General features: G+C 67.5%; 22 protein-coding genes. 12 read left to right on the top strand and 10 right to left on the bottom strand.

Going from position 1 to position 25770, the window contains the following annotated elements:
• Positions 1-346 precede the first annotated feature (346 nt).
• The 3 genes from ACK3BB_RS23550 (at position 347) to ACK3BB_RS23560 (ending at position 4039) form a co-directional block, all read left to right on the top strand.
• Positions 347-1534, top strand: coding sequence for a GAK system CofD-like protein (locus tag ACK3BB_RS23550; RefSeq protein ID WP_428929123.1), 1188 nt, complete (start codon positions 347-349; stop codon positions 1532-1534).
• A gap of 211 nt (positions 1535-1745) precedes the next feature.
• On the top strand, positions 1746-3299 hold the full coding sequence (locus ACK3BB_RS23555) for a CHAD domain-containing protein (RefSeq protein WP_428929124.1): 1554 nt from the start codon (positions 1746-1748) through the stop codon (positions 3297-3299).
• Positions 3296-4039 (top strand): ParA family protein, encoded by a 744-nt coding sequence (locus ACK3BB_RS23560; RefSeq protein ID WP_428929125.1) that lies wholly within the window; start codon positions 3296-3298, stop codon positions 4037-4039. Before ACK3BB_RS23555 ends, ACK3BB_RS23560 begins: the two co-directional genes overlap by 4 nt.
• Before the next feature lie 169 nt (positions 4040-4208).
• Here ACK3BB_RS23560 and ACK3BB_RS23565 read toward each other — a convergent pair whose 3' ends face one another.
• Together ACK3BB_RS23565 and ACK3BB_RS23570 are read right to left on the bottom strand one after the other, a co-directional pair.
• On the bottom strand, positions 4209-5648 hold the full coding sequence (locus ACK3BB_RS23565; protein ID WP_428929126.1) for an MmgE/PrpD family protein: 1440 nt from the start codon (positions 5646-5648) through the stop codon (positions 4209-4211).
• The gene (locus tag ACK3BB_RS23570; RefSeq protein WP_428929127.1) at positions 5645-6745 is read right to left on the bottom strand and encodes an AbrB family transcriptional regulator; all 1101 of its coding nucleotides are present in this window, start codon (positions 6743-6745) and stop codon (positions 5645-5647) included. The genes ACK3BB_RS23565 and ACK3BB_RS23570 overlap by 4 nt, the downstream gene beginning before the upstream one ends.
• 256 nt (positions 6746-7001) lie before the next feature.
• Between ACK3BB_RS23570 and ACK3BB_RS23575 the strand changes: the two genes are divergently transcribed.
• On the top strand, positions 7002-7193 hold the full coding sequence (locus ACK3BB_RS23575; protein ID WP_428929128.1) for a hypothetical protein: 192 nt from the start codon (positions 7002-7004) through the stop codon (positions 7191-7193).
• A gap of 10 nt (positions 7194-7203) precedes the next feature.
• Here ACK3BB_RS23575 and ACK3BB_RS23580 read toward each other — a convergent pair whose 3' ends face one another.
• The 3 genes from ACK3BB_RS23580 to ACK3BB_RS23590 are packed head-to-tail and all read right to left on the bottom strand — an operon-like array spanning position 7204 to position 10528.
• Positions 7204-8505 carry a hypothetical protein gene (locus tag ACK3BB_RS23580; RefSeq protein WP_428929129.1) on the bottom strand — a complete coding sequence of 434 codons (1302 nt, stop codon included), beginning with the start codon at positions 8503-8505 and terminating at the stop codon, positions 7204-7206.
• 38 nt (positions 8506-8543) lie between these two features.
• On the bottom strand, positions 8544-9737 hold the full coding sequence (locus ACK3BB_RS23585; protein WP_428929130.1) for a pyridoxal phosphate-dependent aminotransferase: 1194 nt from the start codon (positions 9735-9737) through the stop codon (positions 8544-8546).
• 20 nt (positions 9738-9757) lie between these two features.
• Positions 9758-10528: an SDR family NAD(P)-dependent oxidoreductase gene (locus ACK3BB_RS23590; protein WP_428929131.1), complete on the bottom strand. Its 771-nt coding sequence runs from the start codon at positions 10526-10528 to the stop codon at positions 9758-9760.
• A 199-nt stretch (positions 10529-10727) separates the two neighbouring features.
• Between ACK3BB_RS23590 and ACK3BB_RS23595 the strand changes: the two genes are divergently transcribed.
• From ACK3BB_RS23595 to ACK3BB_RS23630, 8 genes are all read left to right on the top strand, one after another.
• Entirely contained in the window at positions 10728-11408 is a 681-nt protein-coding gene (locus ACK3BB_RS23595; RefSeq protein ID WP_428929132.1) for a GntR family transcriptional regulator, read from the top strand.
• A 71-nt stretch (positions 11409-11479) separates the two neighbouring features.
• Positions 11480-12469, top strand: a complete 990-nt coding sequence (locus ACK3BB_RS23600; protein ID WP_428929133.1) for a Bug family tripartite tricarboxylate transporter substrate binding protein — start codon at positions 11480-11482, stop codon at positions 12467-12469.
• A gap of 68 nt (positions 12470-12537) precedes the next feature.
• Positions 12538-13023 (top strand): tripartite tricarboxylate transporter TctB family protein, encoded by a 486-nt coding sequence (locus tag ACK3BB_RS23605; protein WP_428929134.1) that lies wholly within the window; start codon positions 12538-12540, stop codon positions 13021-13023.
• A 297-nt stretch (positions 13024-13320) separates the two neighbouring features.
• A complete protein-coding gene (locus tag ACK3BB_RS23610; protein ID WP_428929135.1) occupies positions 13321-14841 on the top strand; it encodes a tripartite tricarboxylate transporter permease in 1521 nt (506 codons plus the stop codon).
• A gap of 3 nt (positions 14842-14844) precedes the next feature.
• A complete protein-coding gene (locus ACK3BB_RS23615; RefSeq protein ID WP_428929136.1) occupies positions 14845-15897 on the top strand; it encodes an Ldh family oxidoreductase in 1053 nt (350 codons plus the stop codon).
• Positions 15898-15928: 31 nt separating this feature from the next.
• Positions 15929-16612, top strand: coding sequence for an FCD domain-containing protein (locus ACK3BB_RS23620; protein WP_428929137.1), 684 nt, complete (start codon positions 15929-15931; stop codon positions 16610-16612).
• Positions 16613-16700: 88 nt separating this feature from the next.
• Positions 16701-17738, top strand: a complete 1038-nt coding sequence (locus ACK3BB_RS23625) for an amidohydrolase family protein (RefSeq protein ID WP_428929138.1) — start codon at positions 16701-16703, stop codon at positions 17736-17738.
• A complete protein-coding gene (locus ACK3BB_RS23630) occupies positions 17735-18598 on the top strand; it encodes a DUF1932 domain-containing protein (protein WP_428929139.1) in 864 nt (287 codons plus the stop codon). The genes ACK3BB_RS23625 and ACK3BB_RS23630 overlap by 4 nt, the downstream gene beginning before the upstream one ends.
• Before the next feature lie 196 nt (positions 18599-18794).
• On the opposite strand, the gene ACK3BB_RS23635 is transcribed toward ACK3BB_RS23630, so the two are convergent.
• From ACK3BB_RS23635 to ACK3BB_RS23655, 5 genes are all read right to left on the bottom strand, one after another.
• The gene (locus ACK3BB_RS23635) at positions 18795-19892 is read right to left on the bottom strand and encodes a patatin-like phospholipase family protein (RefSeq protein WP_428929140.1); all 1098 of its coding nucleotides are present in this window, start codon (positions 19890-19892) and stop codon (positions 18795-18797) included.
• 454 nt (positions 19893-20346) lie between these two features.
• Positions 20347-21477, bottom strand: coding sequence for a helix-turn-helix domain-containing protein (locus ACK3BB_RS23640; protein WP_428929141.1), 1131 nt, complete (start codon positions 21475-21477; stop codon positions 20347-20349).
• A gap of 258 nt (positions 21478-21735) precedes the next feature.
• A complete protein-coding gene (repB, locus tag ACK3BB_RS23645; protein WP_428929142.1) occupies positions 21736-22710 on the bottom strand; it encodes a plasmid partitioning protein RepB in 975 nt (324 codons plus the stop codon).
• Positions 22710-23900 (bottom strand): plasmid partitioning protein RepA, encoded by a 1191-nt coding sequence (gene repA, locus ACK3BB_RS23650; RefSeq protein ID WP_428929143.1) that lies wholly within the window; start codon positions 23898-23900, stop codon positions 22710-22712. The genes repB and repA overlap by 1 nt, the downstream gene beginning before the upstream one ends.
• Before the next feature lie 315 nt (positions 23901-24215).
• Entirely contained in the window at positions 24216-25631 is a 1416-nt protein-coding gene (locus tag ACK3BB_RS23655; protein ID WP_428929144.1) for a hypothetical protein, read from the bottom strand.
• Between the last annotated feature and the right edge of the window lie 139 nt (positions 25632-25770).

Raw genomic sequence — 25770 nt, forward strand, 5'->3', positions numbered from 1 at the left:
GCGCAGGGGACAGGTCGGCAAAGGGCAAGGTGGCCGGGGCGAGACGGTCAGGGACATGACGAAGCCGGGCATCACGGCACGGCGACAAGGCGACAAGGCGACAAGGCGACAAGGCGACAAGGCGACAAGGCGACAAGGCGCGAGATGGCGCTACGGTGCAAGGCGGCAGGGCAATAGATCACGCCGGGCAAAGCGGCACCGCAGGGCAACGGCGGACCACTTCGGCGCGATGACGGGCGCGGGACCGACGCGATGCACCGGGCTGACCAACTGGACGAGAAGCGGACCCGACACAGGGACGGTAAACCGGGGCGAAACACTGGGGCGGGACACAGACGGGCAGGCCATGGCCAGAATACGCATCGAACGAGAGATCACCCTGCCGGACTCGCTGCGCGTGGCCCGGGCGCTGAGCGCGCCGCATCTCGGCCCGCGCCTGCTGTTCTTTTCGGGCGGCAGCGCGCTGAACGGCATCTCGCGGGAGCTCAAGCGCTACACGTTCAATTCCACCCACCTGATCACGCCCTTCGACAGTGGCGGGTCCTCGCAGATCCTGCGGGCGACCTTTGACATGCCGGCCGTGGGCGACCTGCGCAGCCGGCTGATGGCGCTGGCCGATGAAACCGTGCTGGGCCAGCCCGACATCTATGCCCTGTTCTCGCACCGCCTGCCCCGCGACGGCGGCCAGAAGGCGCTGGCCGGCCAGGTCCGGGCGATGACCGATGGCAAGCATCCGCTGGTCAAGGCCATCGGCCGGCCGATGCGCAGCCTGATCCAGTCGTTCCTGCAACAGTTCACCGACCATGCCCCGGCGGATTTCGACTATCGCAATGCCAGCGTCGGCAACCTGATCATCGCCGGAGGCTACCTGGGCAACGACCGGGCGCTGGAACCGGTGCTGTTCCTGATGTCCAAGATGGTCGACGTGCGCGGCACCGTGCGCTCGGTCGTGGATGCCAACCTGCAGCTGGGGGTCGAGCTGGCCGACGGCCGGCGGGTCATCGGCCAGCGCCAGATCACCGGCAAGGAGGTCGCCCCGCTGGCCACCCCCATCCGCCGGGCCTTTCTCAGCGACGGACAGCGCGAGCTGGCCCCGGGCGACATTCCCCTGCCCAAGCGCAGCCGGCGGCTGATCGGCCAGTCCGACGTGATCTGCTATTCGCCCGGCTCGCTCTATTCGTCGGTCGTGGCCAACCTGCTGCCCGCCGGGGTCGGACGGGCGGTGGCCGACCGGCCGGTGCCCAAGGTCTACCTGCCCAGCCTCGGCCCCGATCCCGAAGCGCGCGGCCATGACCTGGCCGACCAGGTCGCGGCGCTGCTGGCCCCGTTGCAGGCCGACCTGGGCGGCGACACCCCCCTGCCCGCCCACCGGCTGGTCAGCCACGTGCTTTGCGACAGCTCGACCGATCCGGCGCTCTGCGCGGCCGTGACCGCGCGCCACGGCATCCCCTGCCTGCGCCTGCCGCTGGCCGGCGACCGGCCCGACCGCTACGATCCCCGGCGGGTCTGCGAGGTGCTGGTTTCGCTGGACTGACATCCCGCCGGCGCGCCCCGGCGGCCACAGGCACCTGACCGGGCGGAAGCCCCTGCGCGCAAAGGTGGATTTCAAGGTGCCGCCATGACAGGCTGCCGGTTCGAAGACCCCGCCAGGTACCGGCCGCAGACGGCCCGCCCGGCCGGGGACAGGAAGCAAAGCGACCCGACGGCGCCAAGATCTGCGGGACACGGACGGAGGACCTGACAACATGCGCATGCAATCGGGTGCGGCGAAACGGCTGTTCCTTCAGGGGGCCACCGCGCTGCCCGGGGCCGGAACCCGGCTGGGCGAGGCCCGGCTGCTGGCCGAGGACGAGGTGACCGGGCTGGAGGCCTGCGTGCTCGACACGTTCGACACCCAGGTCCGCCAGGCCGGGCGCTGCCTGATCGGGGCGGGCGGCGAGATCGTGCTTTTCGGGCCGGAACCGGCGGAACAGACGGCCCCCCTGCCCGGCTTTGTCGGCGACATGGCGCCCGGCCCGGTGACCGACCAATTGGCCGGCATCGTCGATCCGCTGCGCCGGTTGCTGGAGCAGGTGCCCGCCCGGGCCGATGGCGTGACCCTGCGCATGGTCGACGAGCTGGACAAGACCGTGGCTCGCTGCCGCCTGTGGCAGATCACGCCCCGGCAGGACGGCGAACCGGATGCCAAGCCCGGCCCGGCGATCACCATTGCCGAATTCCTGCCCCTGCGTGGCTATGACGACGAGATGGCCGCGCTGGAGGCGCTGATCACCTCGCTGGGCCGCCCATTGGCCGATGCCGGCGCCGCCCAGGCGGCGCTGCTCGGCCCAAGGGCCGATTATCGCAACAAACCGGTCATCCCGATGACCACGGACGCGGCCGCCTTCGACGTGGCCACGGCCTTTCTGTCGACCAACCTGGCCGTCGCCCGCCAGAACGAACCAGGCGTGATCGACGATCTCGACAGCGAATTCCTGCATGATTACCGCGTGGCCCTGCGCCGGGTGCGCTCGGTCCTGTCGCTGTTCAAGGGCGTCTACAGCCCGGCGCAGACCGACGCGCTCAAGGCCCGGTTCGGCGCGCTGATGGCCCGGACGGGGCGGCTGCGCGATCTCGATGTCTACATGCTGGAACGCGACCGCTATGCCGCTTTGGTGCCCGCGCCCTTCCGGCCGGGCATCCACAAGCTGTTCGACGCGCTGGCCAGCGACCGCAAGGGCGCCCATGACGCGCTGCGCCGCCAGTTCCGCAGCGCGGCCTATGACCGCGACATGACCGATCTGGCCGCGCTTCTGGCTGCGCCCAAGCGGCTGGACCGGGGGCCGGCCGCCGGCGAACCCGCCCGCGACTATGCCCGGGCGCTGATCTGGAAACGCTATCGCAAGGTCTGCCGGATCGCGGCAACCATCGACGATGCCACGCCCGACGAACAGGTCCACGAGCTGCGCATCCAGGGCAAGAAACTGCGCTATCTGATCGAGTTCTTCACGCCGCTGTTCGATGCCCAGGAAACGGCAAAGGTCATGAAATCGCTGAAGAAGCTGCAGAACACCCTAGGCGCGTTCAACGATTATTCCGTGCAGCAGGCCGAGATGGTCGAGATGCTGGCCCGGCTCGATCCGCGCCGCACGCCCGACGTAGTGGACTGCGCGGCCAGCGTCGGCGCGCTGGTCACCCTGTTGCACCAGAAACAGCTGGAGGCCCGCGGCCGCGTGGTCGCCCGTTTCGCCGAATTCGACGCGCCCGAAACCCGCGACAGGGTGCGCGCGCTCTTCAAGCCGGGGAAGACCGACACATGAAGATCATATCGAGCTATTCCAACAAGGGCGGCGTGGGCAAGACGGCCTGCGCGGTGAACCTGTCCTATGCGCTGGCCCAGTCGGGCCGGCGGGTGCTGTTGTGCGATCTCGATCCACAGGGCGCCTCGGGGTTCTATTTCCGGGTGAAACCGTCGAAGAAGCTGAAGGGCACGCGGTTCTTCACCCATGCGACGAAATTCACCGATGCCATCCGGGGCAGCGATTTCGACAATCTCGATATCCTGCCGGCCAACATGAATTTCCGCGATTTCGATGTCTACCTGTCGCGCATGAAACGCAGCCAGTCGCGGCTGGAAAAGGCCCTGCGCGGGGTGCGCGCGGATTACGATTACGTCGTGCTGGATTGCCCGCCCAACATCTCGACCCTGTCCGAGAACATCTTTCGCAGTTCGGATGCCATCGTCGTGCCGGTGATCCCGACGACCCTTTCGGAACGCACCTTTGAACAGCTGATCGATTTCTTCCGCGACGAGGGGCTGGACCGCAAGAAGATCATGGCGTTCTTCTCGATGGCCCAGGGCACCAAGAAGCTGCATGGCGAGACGATGCGCCGGATGCGCCGGGACCATGCGAAACGGTTCCTCGACGTGACGGTGCCGGCCTCGACCGATGTCGAGAAGATGGGCATTCACCGGGCGCCCGTGGGCACCTTTGCGCCCAGCCATGACGCAGCCCGGGCCTATGAGACCCTGGGCCGCGAGATCACGCGCAAGCTTTAGGCAGGGATGCGGGGCCGGTGTGGCCCCGCGCCTTGGGATCGGGCCTCGCCCGCATCGGGGTCAGGCCGCGGCCGGCCCGATGTCAGGCCCAAAACACTGGCGGCTTCCCGTGTTCGGGCCGCCGCGGTGTGGGGCGCCCGTATCAGGCCCCCGATGTCAGGCACACGTATCAGGCCCCGGCCTTGCCGTACAGCAGGCCGGCCAGCGCGCCGGCGTCGTCGCTGTCCAGCACGGACCACAGCCGGGCCAGCAGGGCCTGCTGTTCGCCGGCATCCAGCACGCCATCGCAGCACGAGCGGAACTTGTCCTCGACCTCGCCATCTGTCAGCGGGTTTTCCGGCCCGCCGCGATACCGCTCGTCGGCCCAGCCGGCGATCTCGCTGCCATCGGTCAGGGTGATCGTGATGCGCGAGCGCATCTTGTCAAAGCCCTGAGCCTCGATATCGGGGTCCAGCCGGGTCTCGATGCGCCGCTGCATGGCCTGCATCTCGGGGCTGGCGACAAAGGCATCGGCAAATTCGCGTTTGCCGGCCTTGCGGGCCAGGGCGATCATCGACAGCGCCGCGGGCAGCGAGAACTTGGCCTGCAGGTGGTTGGCCGCGATCGGGTAGCGGATCGGCTTGAGGATGTTGGTCCCGGCATGCACGGTCACCCGGTCGATGGCGTCGGGCGCGATATCGCCTTCGGTGACCAGCCGCAGCATCAGGTCGATGGTCGGATGGGTCAGCACACCACAGGGGTAGGGCTTGATCGACACGCCGGGCTCGACGATGGTCCAGGTCCGGCCGAACCCCTGGGCGATCTTGTCGGGGCTGGCCCCGCCGCCCTGCACGGCCATGAAGCCCCAGGGCCCGTCCAGCGCCGTCGGATCGGCGGTAAAGCCCCGGGCGGCGAGCAGCGCGGCGGTGACCCCGTTTTCCGAGGCCCGGCCCACATGCAGGGGCTTGGTCATCGTGCCGAAGTTGCAGCGGATGCCGGCGGCCAGGCTGGCGGCGATGCCGAAGCCCCAGCGCAGCTTGTCGCCTTTCAGCCCCAGCATCTTCGCGGCCGCCGCATAGGCGCCAAAGGTGCCGACGGTGCCGCTGGAATGCATGCCCTGCATGTAGTGGCGGGGCAGCATCCATTCTGAAATCTTGCACTCGACCTCGAAGCCGGTGAGGAAGGCCAGCATGAAATCGCGGCCCGACACCCGGCCCAGTTTCTGGGCCATGACCAGTGCTGCGGTCAGCGGCGGGATGGTCGGATGGGTGAGCAGGCCGTAGATATGGGCCGGGTCCACCGACACCTGGCTGTCGTCCCAGTCATGGGCATGGCCGGCCGTGCCCAGCACCCGGGCGGCCATGGCCGCCGGCACGCGGTCGGGCCGGCCCAGCACCAGGGCATCCCCCCGCCCGCCGGTCTCGGCCGCTTCATCGGCCAGGATATGCACCGAATGTTCCTCGGACCCGGCGGCATACAGCCCGAAGGCATCGACCAGGCAGCGCGTGCCGATGCGCAGCGCCTCGTCGGGCAGGTCGGCAAAGGTCACGGTTTCGACAAAAGACGCCGCCGCGTCGGTGATGGCGGTGTCCTGGGGCATTTCGGCAAAGGCGTTCTGGGCGACGCTCATGATCGGGGTCCTTTCGGTCGGTCTGAGATGAGGAGGTGAAGCCGGGACCAGATCGCCCCGGCAAAGAGATTGACGATGACGGCCCGCACGGCCTGAAAGGCCGCGACGATGGCAACGTCCTGGTGCAGGGCCTTGGCGGTCAGCACCATTTCGGCCATGCCGCCGATGGAAAAGGCCAGCACCAGGGCCGGCGGATCGAGGGCGGCGAACCGGCTGGCCAGAACGGCCAGCGCGGCCATGACGCCCATGATGACGGCCAGGATCGGCACGCCCGCGGCCAGGGCGCGGGGGATGGCGGCCAGCCGGTCGCGTTCGAACCGGGCCCCCAGCGACATGCCCACGACGATCTGGGCCACGGCGATCAGCGGCGGGGGCAGGACCTCGTCCGGGGTGACGACCAGGCCCGCGCCGGCCAGCACGCCGACCGACAGCACCGCGCCCAGCAGCCAGGCCGCGGGCAGCCGCACCCGGTGGCCAATCCAGCCGCCCAGGGTGCCCACGGCCAGGGCCACGGCCAGCGGCCCCGGGGCAATGATCGCGCTGGCGGCCTGGCCCCGGGTGTCATGGGGATAGAAGGCAAAGAGCACCAGCGGCAGCAGCCCGACCACCATGCCCACGCGGATCGTGTGCAGGGCGGCGATGGTCATGCGGTCGGCCCCGGCGCGGCCACCGATATTGGCCATCTCGATCACCCCGCCCGGGGTCAGCGAAAAGAAGGCCGTGGCCGGCCCGACCCGGCCCAGCCGTGCCAGCACCGGCGCAAAGGCCGCCGCCATCAGCAGCCCGGCCAGAGCCGACAGGATCATCAGTGGCAGCCAGCCGACCATGCGCAGCACGACATCCGGGGTGATCGCCAGGCCGACGCCCGTGCCGATGGCCACATGGGCCGCGCGGATCAGCAGCCGGGGCAGGACAACGTGATGGGCCAGCATGACCCAGGCCCCGGTGACCAGCGCCGCGCCCATCAACCAGCCGAGCGGCAAGCCGGTCAGGTTCCACAGCCAGCCGCCGGCCGAGGCCGCTGCGGCAATGGCCGCAAGGCGCAGCGCCGCGGCTCCGGGCGCGGAAGAGGATGCTAGGCCGGGCCGATCAGCCATTGTGCGGCCCCCCTGCCCTGCCTGCCGGTCCCTGTTCCGTTCCCCTGCGCCCCATGTCGTTCCGTCCTCCTGCGCGGTCATTGCCGGCCAATACCGGCTCGATACCGGCTCGATACCGGCTCCGTGATGCCTGCCCACCCTAAATCTGTCAACTGTTGACAGTTTGTGGGCGCATAGCTGCATTGCAGAAACCACGGTTTTTTGCTGCAGCGCGGCATTCTATGTCTTGGGCAAGCGATCCACACAGGAGACACCGATGAAAACCCTCGCCGCCCCCTATGTCATGCCCCACAACCCGGGCTTCCTGCGCAACCTGCTGTCGGCCTTCACCGCCGCGCTGGCCGCCCAGAAGGCCTATGGCGATCTGAACCGCCTGAGCGATGCCGAACTGTCCCGCATGGGCATGACCCGCGAAGACATCCCGGCCCGCGTCCAGGACATGCTCTGACCGACGCGCCTCAGGGCGCCTCGGCCTCCAGCCGGTCGATCAGCCCGCCGATGTCCAGCAGGTACATCTGGCGCGGCCCTTCATGGACGCTGTCGATGCAGACCGTCCGGTTGTCCCGGCTCCACCGCGGATGCAGATCGCAGCGGTTGTGCTTGCCCAGGTCCGGCGGCGTGTGGAAACGCCCCAGGTCATAGCGGATGTTCCGCTTCGTATCGTAGAGGAACAGCGTGCGGATATCGGTCTCGGCATCGGGATAGGTGTCCGACAGCATCCAGCGCGGATTGCGCCCATAGGTCATGTGGCCGTTTTCGGTCAGCAGACCCGGCCCCACCGGCTGAACCGCCCCGCTGCGGTCGTCATACAGCTGATAGTGGATCTGGCCTCCATGCGGGCCCCAGACGATGACCTCGTCGTCGGATTTCCACAGCGGATGGCTGATCTGCCATTCCGATTTCTCGTAATCGAACGTGCCATGGGCCGACGGGTCATACCCCGGGTCGAGCATCGGCAGCGGATGGTCGGCGTCTTCCAGCAGGCGCAGGTCGCTGCCGTCGCCGTTGATCGTGTAAAGCCGGTGCAGGTAGCAGAATTCGTCGTCGGGCCGTTCCGTCCAGCGGTGCAGGAACAGGAACCGGCTACCCGAGGGATTGACCTCCATGTGGGTCACCCAGTGAAAGGCCCGGTCCATCGACGGCACGTGCCGGTGATCAAAGAGCCGCTTGAGCGAACAGATCAGCCGGCTTTCGCCGCTGGCAATGTCCATCCGCCAGATGCCGTCATCCTCGGGCGCCAGGTACAGCGCCGGTTCGGCCGTGGTGGCCGGGTAGCCGATGGTGCGATGGGTGCGGATGAACCGCGAATAGTTCAGCGTCAGGGCAAAGCGCCCGTCGGGGGCCATGACATAGATCGGCAGGGGCAGCTCGCGCCGGTCGCCTGAGGTCGTGTCGACCACGGTCGCGCGGAAATCCGGCTGGACATTGGCGGGGCCGGCCGGCCCGGTCGCCCGGCTGTTGAAGATCACCTGGTCCGTCAGCCCGACCCATTGCAGCTGGGACCCCATCTGCCAGTTCCAGGCCGTGGTCCGGCCCAGCCCGTGCCAGCGATCGCCGTCGGCCAGGTCGAAATACCCGACCTCGGCCTCTTCGCGGCCGGTCAGGTCGCCGGTGAACAGCGGCGTGCGCTGGCCCAAGAGCCGGGCATCGCGCGCGTCGAAATTCGACTTGTTGTAATAGCCGAAGAAGCTGTGCCTTTCCCCGTCGCCCACCCGGCGCACGGGGATTTCGGCGGATACGTCGACGATCTTGCCCGACATGCCTGTCTCCTCGTTTCTTGTCTCGTCTGGCGCGCCGGTCAGGCCAGCGCGTTGAAAAAGCGGTCCATCCGGTCCATCGCCTCGGCGATCGTGTCGTCGCTGGTGGCAAAGGACATGCGGAAGAACCCCGGCTGCAGAAAGGCCGACCCGGGGATCGTGGCGATCCCGGCCTTTTCCAGCAGGGCCTCGCAGAAGCCCAGGTCGTCATGGATGGCCATGCCATCGATCGACAGGCCGAAGGTCGCGCGGATATCGGCAAAGATGTAGAACGCGCCTTCGGGCGGGATGTAGCGGATATAGGGCATCGCCCCGAGCCGGCCGGTGATCAGGTCCTTGCGCCGCTGGTAAACACGGGCCATCTCGTCGATCTCGTCCTGCCCGGCGCGCAGCCCGCCAAGTGCCGCGGCCTGGCTGATCGAGGCCGGCCCAGAGGTATTGTGGCCCTGCAGCATGGTCATCCGCCGGATCAGCGGCGCCGGGCCCAGGGCATAGCCGATCCGCCAGCCGGTCATCGCCAGGGCCTTGCTGGCCCCGTTGATATGCAGCATGCGATCGCGGGCCTCGGGCACGAATTCCAGCGGGTTGCGATAGCGCCGGCCGTCAAAGACGATGCGTTCGTAGATCTCGTCGTTGACGATGGTCAGGTCGTGGTCGATGGCCAGCCGGCACAGCCCGGCGACCAGCGCATCGGAATAGATCCGCCCCGAAGGGTTCGACGGCGCGTTCAGCAGGATCATCCGCGTGCGCGGGGTGATCGCCGCGGCCAGCGCATCAAGCGAGAAATCCAGCGTTTCGGGATCGGTCTCGACGATCACCGGGGTCGCATCAAAGAACCGCACCTGTTCGACATAGCTGACAAAGGCCGGGGCGATCAGGATCGCCTCGGTGCCCGGATCGAGCAGCGCGCCGGCGGCCTCGAAGAGCAGCGGCTTGCCCCCGGCCCCGATCATCACCTCGTCGCGGGCATAATCCAGCCCGAAGCGGCTGCGGTAATAGCCGGCCACCTCGTCGCGCAGCTCGACCGTGCCGGCGGCGGGGGTGTAGAAGGTCTGGCCCTCGTCCAGCGCCTGCCGCGCGGCCTGCATCACCGACGGCGGCGAGACAAAATCCGGCTCGCCCGTCGACAGCGACAGCACGTCCCGGCCCGCCCGGCGCATCTCGGCCGCCCGTTCCGACACGACGCGCGTGGCCGCCGGGGCCATCCGCGTCACCCGTTCCGACAATCTGACCATGTGTTCCCTCCTGCCCCGGCTCAGGTCGCCTGGCCGCCGTTTGCCCCGACCATCTGGCCGGTGACGAAACGCGCCTCGGGCGAACACAGGAAGGTCACGACGGATGCGATGTCATCGCAGGCGCCCATGAAACCCACCGGGATCTGGCGGGCGATGTCGGGCCCGCTGCCGTCGCGGCCTTCGGTCAGGGTCTGGCCCGGCGAGACGGCGTTGACCGTCACGCCGTGGGGGCCGAATTCGGTGGCCAGCGACCGGGTCAGCCCGACGATGCCATGCTTGGACGCCGAGATCGGCGCACCTTCGAAATAGCCCTTGATGGCCTTCATGCCGGTCATCGACACGATGCGCCCGAACCCGGCCTCGACCATGCCCGGCAAAAAGGCCCGGGCGGTGCGGTAGGCGGCCGTCAGGCCGGTGTTCACCACGGCGTGCCAATCCTCTTCGCTGGTGTCCAGGAAGGGCTTGTGCGGGCGGATGGCGGCATTGTTCACCACGATCTCGATCCGGCCAAAGGCGCCCAGGGCAGTGTCGCGGATCGCCGCGATGTCCTCGGCCCGGCTCATGTCACCCATGGCGATCACCGCGCGCACGCCGCAGGCCTCGACCTGGCGAGCGGTTTCCTCGCAGGCCGCCCGGTCGCGGGCACCGTTGATCACCAGGTTGCAGCCCTGCCGGGCCAGCTGGACGGCAACGGCCCGGCCGATGTTGCGCCCCGAGCCCGAGACAAAAGCCGCCCGCCCCGCGTGGGACGCGCCGATAAGAGCCGATTCGGCATTGGTTTGCGTGGTCAAGTTGTCCTCCTCCGAAGCGGCCGGCGCGTGGTTGCGCCCTGCCCTGCCGGGCCGGAAGCGCCCCGGCGGGGGCATCAGGCACACCCGGACCGGAGCCGCGATCACGGCCGTATCGACCCCATGCATGTCGCGTTGCCATCGGCTTGTCAACGGAATGCAAACTGTTGACAGTTTGTTTTTTGCGAGTATCACTGGCCCCATGACAGACGCATCCCTGCCTCGAATCGAACCTGCCCGGCGCCGCAACGGCTCGGTCACGGCCACCGTGCGCGAACAGCTCGAAGACATGATCTTTCGCGGCGACCTTTCGGCCGGCGTGCGGCTGAACGAAAGCCAGCTGTCGGAAATCCTGGGCGTCAGCCGCGGGCCGATCCGCGAGGCCCTGCGCCTGCTGGCCCAGGACGGGCTGGTGGCGATCAGCTCGAACCAGGGGGCCTTTGTCCGCCAGCACACGATCGAGGACGCGCTGGAAATCTACGACCTGCGGGCGGCCATCGCCGGCTATGCCTGCGCCTGCCTGACCCGCCGCGCCACCCAGGCGATGAAACGCGAGCTGCGCGGCATCGTCGAGCGCATGGCCGACGCCATCGAACAGGGCGACGCACCGACCTATTTCGCCCTGAACCTGACCTTTCACGACCGCATTGCCGAATTGTCCGGCGCGACCCGGTCCAGCGAACTTTACGCCTCGCTGGGCAAGGAGGTGCGGGTGCTGCGCCAGCGCGTGCTGAAGGGCAGCTCGTCGATGCAGAAATCGCACGAGGAACACGTGCGCATCCTGGAAGCCGTCGAATCCGGCGACCCGGAGGCCGCCCGGCGCGCGGCCGAAGACCACCACATGAGCGGCAAGCAGCGCTGGCTGGACACGCTCAAGAGATGACATGCGCGCGCCGGCGGAACCGGGCGCGCAGCAAGGGGGCCGGAACAGCCGGCCGAACATGGGAGGACGACATGACCACACCTTTTGAAACCCTCGGGCGGGGGCTGCGCATCGCGGCCGTCGCGGCGGCGGGGCTCGGCGCAATGACCGGCGCGGCCCTGGCCCAGGACTATCCCGATGCCGGCGAAACGCTGGACTGGACCATTGCCTTCGGCCCCGGCGGGGGCAACGACATCATGGCCCGCACGATGGTCGACATCATCACCAAGTACGACCTCTACCCGGGCAACATCCGGCTGGAAAACCGGGCCGGCGGCTCGGGCGCCGTGGGCTGGGGATACCTGGCCGCGCAGAAGGGCAACGGCTATGCCATCTCGACGACCTCGGGCAGCCTGATCACCACGCCGCTGCAGGCCGACACCGGGTGGAAACCTTCGGATTTCACGCCCATCGCCCTGATGGCCACCGATGACCTGGCGATCATGGTGCGCGGCGACAGCGAATGGAAGACGATCGAGGATTACATCGAGGCGGCCAAGACCACGCCACCGACCATTGCCGGGACGGGCACGGTCAACGTCGATTTCATCGTGCCCAAGCTGTTCTCGGAAGCGGCCGGGTTCGACATCGAATACATCTCGTTCAACTCGATGGCCGACATGCAGACGGCCCAGCTGTCGCGGGCTGTCGACAGCCTGGTGGCCAACCCGGGCGAGGTCGTGGGCCTGGTCGAATCCGGTGACATGCGCGCGCTGGTCTATTCGGGCACCAAGGTGCCGCCCGAACTGGGCGAAGGCGTGCCGACCATGGCCGAGGTCGGTCATGACATCGGCGTGTCGATGCCCCGCGGCGTGATCCTGGCGCCCGATGCGCCGGAAGCGGCCAAGACCTACTGGATCGAGACGATGAAGAAGATCGCCGAGACCCCGGAATGGGCCGAGTACATCCAGGGCAACCTGCTCACCCAGAACATCATCTACGGCGACGAATTCGAGGCCTTCCTGACCAAGACCCAGGCCGGTTTCGAAAAGGTGCTGCGCGAACAGGGCGTCATCAACTGATGACGCGGCCGCCGCCGGGCAGGATGGACCGGCGGCGGCCACGGACCTAGCGGTCAAGGGGAGGCTTCATGCGACTGACATTCCTGCTGGCTTTGTTCGCCGGCGCGTTCTTCTACAGCTGGATCGCCTATTTCGATCTGCCGTTCCTGACGACGACCGGGCGGCTCGGGCCGGGGTTCTTCCCGCGCATCGTCGGCGCCGGCATGGTCGTCCTGCTGGGCTGGGCCCTGGTCGAAGAGCTGGCCCGACGGCCGCTGGCCGGCACCGGCACGGCCGGGGGCGAGCCCGACATGGAAACCGATACGGGCATGGGAACGGCACCCGCGGTGGCCACGATGATGGCGCTGGGGCTGGGCTTTCTGCTGGCGATCATCGTCCTGGGCGGGGTGCTGGGCAGCGTGCTGTTCCTGCTGGCCACGCTGAACGTCTTCAACCGTGGCGACCACCTGCGCAACCTCGCCGTGGCCCTGGTGATCCCCGTCCTGATCTACGTCGTCTTTGTCGTGCTGCTGAATGCCGACATGCCCGACGGCCTCGTGCCGCTGCCGTTCTGACCCGCCCCGGGTCCGTCGCCACCGGCCCGGTTCAGGCCCGGCCGGCGGCGCCCGATCCGGGCACGAGTGTCCGCCCCGCACCGGGCCGGACATGATCGACACGTCCCGGGGCCCGCTGGATCGCCCCGTACCGGGTCGAACCCGATTGTACCGTCCCGGGATCTGATCCGATCGACCCGATACCGGGGCCGCCTTTGAATGACCCGAACCGGGACCGCCCTTGATCGACCCGTACCGGGACTGCCTTTGATTGACCCGTACCGGGTCGGGCCCCTGCACGCTACCGGAGCTTGAAACATGGAATTCTTCGCGGACCTCTGGCTGGGCTTTTCCGTCGCGGTCACACCGATGAACCTCGTCTACCTTCTGGTCGGCGCGGTGGTCGGCATGACCGTCGGCGTGATCCCCGGCTTCGGCCCATCGGCCGGCCTGGCCATCCTGCTGCCCGTCACATTCGGCATGGACCCGATCGGGGCCATCATGATGCTGGCGGCGATCTATTACGGCGCGATGTACGGCGGCACGATCACCTCGATCCTGCTGAATACACCAGGCGAAAGCGCCACTGTCGCCTCGACCTTCGACGGCTATCCCCTCGCCCGCAACGGCCGGGCCGGGCCGGCGCTGGTGATGCAGGCCGTGGCCTCCTGCATCGGGGGCACCGTCGGGGTCATCCTGCTGACCGCCCTGGCCCCGGCCTTTTCCCAGGTCGCCCGCAACTTCGGCCCGCCGGAGTACTTCCTGCTGGCCATCCTGGGCATGCTGACCCTGCTGGTCATGCTGGGCACCAACTGGAAATTCGGCGTGATCTCGGCCCTGATCGGCTTTGCCCTGGGCACCGTGGGCGTCGACCTGGAAACCGGGCTCAGCCGCTATACCTTCGGCTCGGCCGAGCTGATCGGCGGGGTGCATTTCATTCCCGTGGCCATCGGGCTCTTCGGGCTGGGCGAGCTCTATTATTCCTTCTGGCAGGGCCAGCACCGGCGCAATGCCGAGGGCATCATCGACTACCACAGCGAGGCCCGTTTCTGGCCCACCGCCCAGGACTGGATCTCGACGCGGTTCACCATGCTGCGCGGGTCGATCCTGGGCTTTGTCGTCGGGGTGATCCCCGGCGCGGGGGCGACGATCGCCTCGCTGATGGCCTATAGTTTCGAACGCTCCGTCTCTCCCAACCGCGACAATTTCGGCAAGGGCGAGATGGCCGGGCTGGTGGCCCCGGAAACGGCCAACAACGCCGCCTCGTCGGGCGCGATGATCCCGCTGCTGACCCTGGGCATTCCCGGCTCGGCCTCGACCGCCGTGCTGCTGGCGGCCTTCCTTCTGTGGGGGCTGCGTCCGGGGCCGTTGTTCATGTCGCAGAACCCCGACCTGGCCTGGGGGCTGATCGCCTCGATGTACCTGGGCAACATGGCCCTGCTGGCGATCAACATCTTCGCCATCCCGGTCTTCGTGCGCCTGCTGCGCGTGCCCTATCGCATCCTGGCGCCGGTCGTCGTGGTGATCTGCACGCTGGGCACCTTTTCGGTGCACAGCTCGATGGTCGAGGTCTACATCATGTTCGCCGCCGGCATCGTCGGTTTCTTCATGCGGCTCTACGGCTTTTCGCCCGCCGCGCTGGTGCTGGCCCTGGTGCTGGGTCCGCTGGCCGAAGAGGCCCTGCGGCAGACCCTGACCATCTCGCGCGGGTCCTTCGGGATCTTCTTTCACCGGCCCGGCTCGATCTGGATCATGATCGTCACCGTGCTGCTGCTGGTCGTGCTGCCGCTGTTCCGCCTGGTCGGGCGCGGCGCCACGACCCGCAAGGCCGGTGCCTGAGCCATGGCCGACACGGTCACCCTGTCGCTGGACCGGGCCGGGGCGCTGGCCGCCGCCGCCTTCCGCGCGGCGGGCGTGGCCGGGCCCATGGCCGATGACGCCGGCCGGGCGCTGGCCCTGGCCGAGGCCATGGGCATCCCCACACACGGGCTGGCCCGCGTGGACGGCTATCGCAAGCGCCTGGCGGCGGGCGGGATGAACCCCGCCGCCCGGATCACGACCCGCGTGGCCGCCCCCGGGCTGGTCCGCGTCAACGGCGAGGACGGGCTGGGCCCGGCCGTGGCCACCGCCGCCCTGCGCGCCGCGATGGAAGCGGCCCGGACCACCGGCCTGGCCGCCGCCTTCTGCCACCGTTCGACCCATTTCGCCGCCGCCGCGCCCTATTGCCTGACCGCTGCCGAGGCCGGTTTCGCCAGCATCATCCTGTCCAGCGCCGCGCCCTCGGTCGCCCCGCCCGGCGGGCTGGCCCCCCGGTTCGGCACCAATCCCATGGCCTTCGGCATGCCCGGGCCGGCAGGCCGCCACGTGATCTTTGACACCGCCCTGTCGGTGGCCTCGCGCTCGCGCATCCGGCGCGCCGCGGGTGCCGGCCAGCCGATCCCCGAAGGCTGGGCCACCGATCGCCAGGGCCGGCCGACCACCGATGCCGCCGCCGCCCTGGACGGGCTGTTGCAGCCGCTGGCCGGGGCCAAGGGCTATGGGCTGGCGCTGGTCGTCGATCTCTTTGCCGGGCTGCTGTCGGGCGCGGCCATGCTGAGCGACATTGCCGATCCCGAGCGCGATCCGGCCCGCCCCCAGGACCTGGGCCAGATGCTGCTGGTCATCGACACCGCCCGGCTGATGCCCCGCGACGGGCTGGACGGGCGGATGGACCATTTCGCCGCCCTGATTGCCGACACCCCCGCCGCCGACCCGGCCCATCCCGTCCGCCTGCCCGGCGCCCGGGCCCTGGCCGCCCTGGCCCGGGCCCGCAGCCATGGCCTGTCCCTGCCCCGGCCGTTGCACGACGGCCTTGTCGCCGCCGCCACGGACGCCCCCGCGGCGCAACACGATTGACCTGCCCCATGACTTCGCGCAGACAAAATGCATGAGCCAGCCCAACGACCCCTATGCCTCGCTGCCGTCGCGCCTGTCGGAAAACGTCAAGACGCTCAGCCAGATTGCGGCCGAAGCCATCGAGGGGCTGATCGCCAACGGTCACCTGCGCTCGGGCGAGCGGATCAACGAAAGCCACCTCGCCCAGCAGCTGGGCATCAGCCGTGGTCCGATCCGCGAGGCCTGCCGGTCGCTGGAACAGGCCGGGCTGCTGGAGAGCTTTACCAACCGGGGCATGTACGTGCGCGCGCTGTCGGCCGAAGAGGCCCGGCATCTCTACGTGCTGCGGTCGGCCCTGGCCGGGCTGTCGGGCCGGCTGATCGTCGAGGCCGCGCCGGACGAAGAGCTGGCCGCCCTGGCCGAGATGGTCGCGCGGATGGACCGGGCCGTGTCGGAAGACGATCCCGAGACCTATTTCCAGCTCAACCTCGGCTTTCACGAACGGCTGGTCGAGGCCAGCCGCAACCCGGCGCTGGTCGAGACCTACATGCGCATCGTCAAGCAATTGCTGCTGACCCGCCGGCGCGGGCTGGTCGAGGCGCACAACATCGGCGCGTCCAACGCCGAACACCACCAGATCATCGACGCGCTGCTGGCGCGCGATGCCGATGCCGCCGAAGCCGCGATGCGCAAGCATGTGGACGGCGGTTTCAACCGGCTCCTCGGCGCGACCTAGACCGCCCCTGCCCCGGCGTCCCTGCCCCGGCACGGCCCATGGCGCGCCGGGCCGTTGATCCTTTGATCGCATGGACAGGGAGGACCACATGATCATCGATTGCCACGGTCATTACACGACCGCACCCAAACAGCTTGCCGCCTGGCGCGAGGACCAGATCGCGGCGAAGGGCCAGCGCAGCGCCATGGCCCGGCCCGACGGGCCGCTGATCACCGATGACGAGATCCGCGAGACCCTGCTGGGCGCGCAGATCCCCGTTCAGCGCGAGCGCGGCATCGACCTGACGATCTTTTCGCCCCGCGCGGCGGCCATGGGCCAGCATGTGGGCGACGAGGCCATGTCGATGCAATGGTCGCGCATCTGCAACGACCTGATCGGCCGTGTGGCCACGCTGTTCCCGCAGGATTACGCCCCGGTCTGCCAGCTGCCCCAGTCGCCCGGCTGTCCGCCGGCCCATGTCATCCCCGAGTTGCGCCGCTGCGTCGAAGAGATGGGCTTTGTCGGCTGCAACCTCAATCCCGATCCCGCCGGGGGGTATTGGACCGATCCGCCGATGACCGACGAATGGTGGTTCCCGGTCTACGAGGTGCTCGAAGAGCTGGACGTGCCGGCGATGATCCATGTCTCGGGCTCGTGCAATCCCAACTTCCAGTATTCCGGCGCCCATTACATCAACGGCGATACCTCGGTCTTCATGCAGATCCTCGACAGCGATCTCTTTGATCGCTTCCCCCGGCTGCGCCTGATCATCCCCCATGGCGGCGGGGCGGTACCCTTCCACTGGGGCCGCTATCGCGGGCTGGCCATCGACCGCAACCGCCGGGAGCCGGCCGAGATGATGGGCGACAACCTGTTCTTCGACACCTGCGTCTATCACCAGCCGGGCATCGACCTGATGACCGGGGTGGTGCCGGTGCGCAACGTGCTCTTTGCCTCGGAAACCTTCGGCGCGGTGCGTTCGGTCGATCCCGAAACGGGCGTCCCCTTCGATCACACACGGCGCTACATCGACAACAGCCCGCACCTGGACGCCGCCGACCGCCAGGCGATCTATGCGGGCAACACCTTGCGGGTCTTTCCGCGCCTGGCCGCGCGGCTGGCCGAACAGGACAGGATCCCGGCATGAAGATCGCCTTCATCGGTTTCGGCGAGGCCGCCCGGTCCTTCGTCGACAGCCTCGCACCGCTGCACCCCGGGCTGATTTTTGCCGCCCATGACATCCGCCGCGACGACGAGATGGCGGCGGCCATGGCCACGCGAGGCGTGTCCGACGGCGGGCTGGCCGCAGCCTTGGCCGATGCCGGGCTGGTGATTTCGGCGGTCACCGCCGACCAGAGCCTGGTGGCAGCCCGCGCCGCCCTGCCCCACCTGTCCCAGGGACAAAGCTATGTCGATCTCAATTCCGTCTCGCCCGCCCGCAAGGCACAGACGGCCGCCGAGATCGCCGGGCGACACGGGCATTACATCGACATGGCAGTGATGGCCCCGGTACAGCCCGACGGACATGCCACGCCGACCCTGATCGCCGGCGAGACGGCCGAGGCCCTGTTGCCGGTGCTGACCGACCTTGGCTTTCGCTGCGGGCTGATCGGGCCGACGCCGGGCCAGGCTGCGGGGGTCAAGATGTCCCGGTCGCTCTTCGTGAAGGGGCTGGAGGCGATCTCGGTCGAATGTGCCCAGGCCGCGGCGTCCTTCGGTGTGCTGCCGCAGGTGCTGGCCTCGTTGGAACGGTCCTACCCAGGGCTGGACCTGCCGCGCGCCCTGCCCCACATGTTCGAACGCACGCTGCGGCATGGCACGCGACGGGCAGCCGAGATGCGCGAATGCGCGGCGACACTGGAGACGGTGGGGCTGGCTGCGGGGCTGGCCGAGAGCATTGCCGATGTGCAGGGGCAGATGGGCGCCCTGCCGATGAACGATCTGCCGGAAGGGGCCTTTGACGAAGCCGTTGACGCCGTGGCCACGTTGCGTCGGACGCCCACGTAATAAGATCAGACAGAGCTGCCGGCGCGGTGTGTCCGCGCCGGCAGCCCCCCTGCCCTGCTGAACAGCGTGGTTCCCGGCTGGGTCGGATCAATATTATGTTATAACATAATATTGTTTCACGCCGCTCCAACCTCAGCATTCCGCGGAACGTCGCACCGCCTGTACCACCGTCGGGCCAGTTGTACCGCGGTACTGTTCACTCACCCAAGTCGAAGGTTGCGATCAGCTCCTTGCCCCTGCGCCGCGCTTGCCAATCCGCATGTGCCAGTGTCTTCTCGGCATCCTCGACCCCGGCTTGCCAATGCAGCCGCATCGACCGCTGCGAGAATTCGAAATCGCTTGATCCCATCTCGGCAGGCGCCCGGCGATAGATCAGGTGGGCGATACAGATCCTGGGATCCCTCGCCCCGTTCATCAACCGCTTCAGGTCCGGGTCGTCCCGAAACTCGGCCGGCAGCCGCCGGGCCAGTCGCCGCGCGGCCTGGTGCATCTCGTGTTCAGCCAGCAGGACATCGGTGTTCAGCCGCGTCCGGCTGGAAAACCGGATCTCCTTTTCCCGTGCCGTTGATGACCAAACCGTTGCCGGACAATCGCCCCGTGCCGGAAACAGGTCGATCTGGAAGATACACAGATCGGCCGAGCCGTCCTGGCTCTCCAGAACGAACTGCAGCGGCGTGTTCGACACCAGCCCGCCGTCCCAATAGAGCGCCCCGTCAATCTCGACAGCCGGAAACCCCGGCGGCAAGGCGCCCGAGGCCATGACATGTTCGGGTCGGATTTCGGTGTCGCGATTGTCGAACCAGGTCATGTTGCCGGTCTCGACATTTACCGCCCCGACGCTGAACCGTGTATCCCCGGAATTGATGCGGTCGAAATCGACGAGTTCCAACAGCGTCTGCTTCAACGGCGCCGTATCGTAATAGCTTGTCGCGCCGGGCGACCCCGGCGGGCGCATCGCCGCCGAGGGCATGCGCAGTTCAAAGAAGCCGGCCGCTCCGGTCATCGTCGTGCGGGCGGCGCTCCAGATGTTCGACAACCTTGGCGGTGTCCAGGTGGTAAAGGCATCCAACGCGTGCGACCGTACCGTGGCACGGTCCCAGAACGTCTCCAGCGCGGCGATCCTGTTCTGAGGCGCATTGCCGGCCAGAAGCGCGGCATTGACTGCGCCGATCGAGATGCCAGCGACCCAGTCGAGCGGCGTTTCGGCAGCCGTCAAGGCTTGCGCGACGCCGCATTGATACGCCCCCAATGCGCCGCCGCCTTGCAGGACCAGAACTGTCTTTTCGCGTGCCATGTGTGTCTCCGATGCCGGGGATGATCCAGATGTAGCGAGTGATCGACGGGATTTCACGGATGCGCGGCATGGTGTGATGTAATTTCTGAACTGCTTGGGGGGCTTGGTGAATGTCGGTGCAACTTGGGTTGTGCTTTGCGACGATAGGGCTCGGAAAGTGTCAATTGGCTCGGTGACCTGGTTTTTTTGCGGTGACACTGATTTGTGGTATGACTGTTAACATGGTTTGGGGCGGCGCTTCTTCTTCGTGTCTAGGCTTAAAGCGCCGCAGGCTTCCCGATTTAGATACGTCCGATAAAACCTGTTTCGACTTGGACTTGATCAGGATGAAACCCCGCTCCGAAACTGTACCGTGGTACAGGGCTTTCTCAAGCGCCTCTGCCAGGGTGTCCATGCTGTACCGTGGTACGGCTTGTGTCCTCTGAGCTGGGTCAACGACGATCATTTCTCAGGATCAAACTGCCTGCAACATGGCCTTCTTCCCAAGCAACTGATGAAACTGAAAATCCGGATCGTTCAGGCAATCCGGTCGAGACGCGATATGCTCCAATGCCTGCAGAACCTGACCTAGGGTGGCGCGTCTGAGCCCATTTGCAAAGCTGCGTTCGGTCAATCCGATCAATCTCGCAAATTGCCGGATGATGTCTCTGGCGTCTTCCATGCATGTTGGCTGCCTTGGAAGGAACGCCGTGAGCGTTGGGCATTGATCCCAGATTACTCCGAGCGATGCCTCGGCCGTTTTTCTTTTTTTTGTATCTGTTTTTGGTGTTTCTACTTGGCGGACAGTCTGACCGTTTTTGCCGGACATTTCTTCGGTTGCCGAGGCCTCGCAGTCGGTAGACAAAGTACTGTCCGGCTCCGGGCAAACAGTGGCAGGGCAGGGGGCCCCGACGACATTAGGCGCACCGGTCAGCGTGGACCACAGGCCGTGCAAGCGTTCCAGGATGGCCCGGATACCTTCGAGCCCGAGCGATACGCGCCGCAGCAGGGTCTTGGCCATATCGACAAATCCACGGTCTTCCTCGGACATCTCATCAGCATCCCGCAGCAGGTTGGCCCGTAGGGTCAACGCTTCGGCGCGCAGGCTGCTGGCTTCTTCGGCTTCTGCCTCGGCCTGGGCCGCCAGCAGGGCAATACGTTCGGCCGAGCGGAACAGCGGGCCGAGGTCCAGCCCGTAGGCATCCACCACCTTGCCACCGCGCCGCAGCGGGAACCGCTTGCCCGTTGCGCTGTCACGCCGCGCCAGCAGCCCGGCCTGGGCCAGCCGGTCGACATAGCGCCGCAGGTTCCGGTCGCTCATCCCGTTGGCCCGCTCGCAAATCGTCGTGTTGGACGCATAGACAACCAGCATCATGTCTGGCGTTACCGGCAGGTCGCGCCCGGTCTTCCGGTCACGGCAGGGCAGGAAGCTCAGAAGCGCGTCCAGCACGGAAATGTCGCGTGGGGTCAGCCCCAACAGGCCACGCGCCTTGCGCAACGCATAGAGCAACTCCCTCCGCAGGATCGGCGTGAAGCCTGCGGGCATGGTTTGGGCACAGATCTGCTGTGCCCCGGCACGGGGTGCCGCGGATGTGATCATGGTCATTCGATTTCAGACGGCAAAAACCACCCGTTCACCGAAATCGATGTTGAAGTTGATTCGTTTGTAGGGTATCCAACTGATAGCGACAAAAGTGGAAGCCCTTCGGAAACACCGTTTTCGGGGGGTTTCTTTTTGCGTGTCGGTCTGCCTCCTTGGGTCCTGCTCGATCTATGGGGTCATTGCCCCGGGTTTATGGCGTGGAAGGCCTGTACCGTGGTACAGGCTGGCCACCGTCTGGGGCGAAATTCACAGCAATTTCAGTTACTTGCTGTCTTTCACCCCGGATTTCCACTGGTGGTACAATTCTTCGCTCTGCTCGCCCAGCCAGTCGACGAATGCCTTGTCCTGGCGGTCGGATACCTTGATGGCCACCTGCTGGCCGCGTCTTGTCACCACCAGCTTACCGTCAGCCAGGCTGCGCCCGGCCGGGGATTTCGCCGTGGTGGTGGCGGTTTTGGTCAGGCGGGCCAGCGCGCGGGCAAAGCGGTCGGGGCTGGACGATACCTCGTCTAGCTCGCGGATCGCCGTCTGAACCCGGCGCTTGTCGATCGACCGCGTGGCCGTGGCCAGTGCCACCCATTGCCGCCGTCCGACGCCATGGGCCGGGCCGATGGCCGTGACCAGCTCTTCGGGCAGGTCGCGGATGATGCCGCTCATGCGATAGATCTCGTCGGTGGCGATGCTCAGGCTGCGTTCGATCACCCGCGCCTCGACCCCGGCTTCGCGCAGCTGCACGATGAAACTGGCCTTTTCGATAAAGCTGTTCTCCAGCCGCTCGGCGTTTTCCAGGCCCTGGGCAACGATCAGGCTCTCGTCGTCGAAATCACCGATATAGGCCCGCACCGGGATGCCGATCCGCCGGCAGGCCGCGATGCGCCGCCGGCCATAGACCGGATCGAATTCGTGCTCTGCGCCCGCAGGCGCTGCACGCAGCATGACCGGGATCTGCTGGCCGGATTCCCGGATCGACGCCACAAGGCTGTCGATCTCGGACCCCGGGTCGAACCGGTCGCGGAACGGGCCGGCGCCGATGCGGTCGGTGTCGATCTCCTGCACGGTTTCCTTGCGCAGGTCGTCGAATGTCTCCTTGAACCGCCGCACGCTGGGATTGCCCGACCGGGGCTGCACGTTGCGTTCGGGCGGGGCAGGGGGCTTGGGCGCGGGGGCCTCGGCACGGGGGCCTTCGTTGGACAGGGTCCGGTCCAGGCTGGTCGACAGCAATCCCTTGCGCGCCATCACACTCTCCCCCAGGCTTGGTGGATCAGGCCTTCGAGTTCGGCGGTCACCCGCGACACCGAATCCCAGGCCCGCTGATAGGTCTGGCGGTGGAAGGTCGAGGGATCGACCTCGACGATCGAATCCGACGACACCGCCGCATCGGCAATGGCCGTGGACAGGTAGAATTCGTTGGTCATCACCGACTCCTCCAGGATCGACCGCAGGTAGCCGGCCACCTGCACCGACGGCTGGTCGGTCGGATTGTAGCGGGTGATCAGGTACTTGATCCAATCATAGGGCCGTTCGCCCTGGCGCTGTTCGATCACGCTCATCATCTCGCCGGTCATGCCAAGGAAGGTCCCCAGGCTCATGACATCGACAAAGGACGCCGTGACCGTGACCAGCAGCGACGTGCAGGTGAACAGCGCCGACATCACCGCAAAGGACATCTGCGGCGGGCAGTCGAACAGGATGACGTCGTAATCGTCGCGGATCGGTTCCAGCGCCTCTTCGATGCGCACGAAGAACGGCTGGCGGCGCTGATCGCTGCCGGCCGTTTCATGTTCGAATTCCATGATCTGCATCGACGAGGGGATCAGGTCGAGATTGGGGATATGCGTGCCCCGTACGACATTGCGGATGTCGGTCTGGCCCGGGTCCTCGGGATCGGCCGGATCGTGGTAGCGGATCGCATGATAAAGCGTCGCCATGTCCGGTTCGCGCTCGGGGATGATGCCGAACAGCTGGGTCAGGCTGGCCTGGGCGTCGAGGTCGATGACCAGCGTGCGATAGCCGCGCATGGCCAGCCCCTGGGCCAGGTGCTGGGCGCTGGTCGATTTGCCGACCCCGCCCTTGAGGTTGATCGAGGCGATGACCACGGCCTGTTCGTCCCCCACCCGGCGGGTGATGTTGACCGGTTCCATGCGGTCATTGGCGATCAGGTGGTCGCGGATCTGGTGAATGTCGGCCGCTTCGAAATAGCGCCGCGTGCCACGCAGCATTACCCCCTGCGGCAGCGATTCATTCGTGCGCAGGGTATGGCGCAGGGAGTTCTCCTTGACGCCCAGGTAATAGCATGCCTCCTTGAAGCTGAAGGGCCGGAGCTCCTTGCGCTTCTTCGGTTCCAGCAACCTGTCACGGTGCTGCACAAGCTGATCCGCGATCAGGTTTGCATGCCTGTCGAGGGTGGCCGAGCCGCTGACTCCCATTCCCGCCTGCCTTTGATGTCTGCTCTTTTTTTCGTGTGTAACACGTTTTTTGCCTTACGCCAGAAAAAATGCGTGACGCGCGATGTTGGCGCGACTGTGCGGCGCGGGCTGGCAGGACCGGCAAATCCGGGTGTTGCGGGGGAATTCCGGGCGGTGATGCGGTGAAAGCTGTGGAAAAACAACCCTTTGGGGCGTGTTTCTGTGGATAAGTCAGAATTTCCCTGTCTTTGCAGGGCCGTGGCCGCGGGGACACGGCCCGCGCATCCATGGCCCCAACCCCGGCCTTGCGGGGCAGGGGGGTGATTCCCCGCGCCGCTAAAGGACCAGCGCCAGCCCGACCAGCCACAGCGAGGTCAGCGCGCCGCAGGTCAGGGCAAAGGGCCCGTTCCAGCGCAGCCCCGCCCGGGCCGGGCTGACCTTGCCGAAATTGGCGATCAGCAGCACCGAGGCGGTAAACGGCGAGGTGACCCCCGACAGGGCCCAGGCCGAGGTGATCGTGCAGACCAGCAGGGCAGGGGGGATGCCCAGGGCCTCGGGCGCGGGCAGCAGCGGGCCGATCAGCGACACGGCCAGGATCGGGTTCATGCCCAGCTGGCCGGTCAGGGGGATCAGCCAGAACAGCCCGACCAGGAAGAGCGGCGCGGGGATCGCGGCCAGGTCGAGCCCGGCGCCCTGCATCACCGGCAGGGCCAGCGGCGCGCCCAGGGCACCGATGAACCCGGCCATGGCCACCAGCGACAGCTCGCCCTTCAGCGCGGGCAGCTCCTGCGTGGCGAACTGGCGGGCCCGGCGGGCGGGGATCGCCGCGCTGCGGCTGCCCGGGGCAGCCTGCAGGGTGACCCAGACCAGGGCGATCACCGGCACGGCGGCCATGACTGCGCCAAAGACCCGCACGCCGGTGACCAGGTGCAACAGGCTGACCGAGCCCAGGATCACGGCCATCAGCAGGTAGAGCGGGCGCATGTGGCGCAGCCACTGGCCCTCGGCCGGCCCGCGCGGCGGGGGCGGGGCGCTGAGCCGGGGCTTGAATATCGTGTCCAGCGCCCAGCCGGTGCCGGCGAACATCAGCGCGCTGAACAGGCAGAATGGCAGGGCGTCGATCCAGGTGGCACCGGGCACGACCGACAGGGTGATGGCCGAGGCAAAGGCCAGGGGCGACCATGGCAGGGTCGAGATGAAGCCGCGCAGGATGGCCACCAGCATGCGCCGGGTCCGGTGCTGGCGGATCTCGGGATTGGGCTCGCGCCCGGCGGCATCGGCCGACAGGGCACCAAGCAGCGAGATCGAGCCATACATCAGCACCAGCCCGAAGAGATGCCCGCCCAGGGTCAGGGCCAGGTACCGCCGGCCGGGCGGCTGACCGGCCAGGAACCGGCCGCAATCCAGGATGCCCGGATCGGTCATCGCCGCCCCGCGCATGGCGGTCAGGGCGGTGAAGAAAGCGGCGATGAAAGCCGCCCGCGACAGGGCAAAGAGCACGTCCTCGTGCCAGCGATCAAGCAGCAGGGCGGCCAGCAGGATCAGGGCCAGCCCGATCAGCAGAAACGCCCGCCGGCCCCAGGACAGCAAAGGCGCATAACACGCCAGGCCGAAGACGGTCAGGGCCGAGGCCATGTAGCCCAGGGTCGGGGCGCCGGTGAATTCGAAGGGGATCGCGCAGAGCAGCACGCCGACAAAGGCCGCGCCGCCCATTCGGGAGAGGAGGGACAGCATCGGGGCGGGCAGGGTCATGGGCGGGCCTTTCTGCGAATGCGGTCCCGCCGGCCGGTCGCCGGGCCGCGCGCCCCCGGTCGGGGCCGCCTGCGGGCGGGGCCGTCAGCCGGAAAGGGCCGTCAACGATCGGGGCGGGCGCCTGCGGCATCCGGTCCCA

Origin of the sequence: Marinibacterium sp. SX1 (assembly GCF_050389775.1) — a bacterium.
Classification (GTDB): Bacteria; Pseudomonadota; Alphaproteobacteria; order Rhodobacterales; family Rhodobacteraceae; genus Marinibacterium.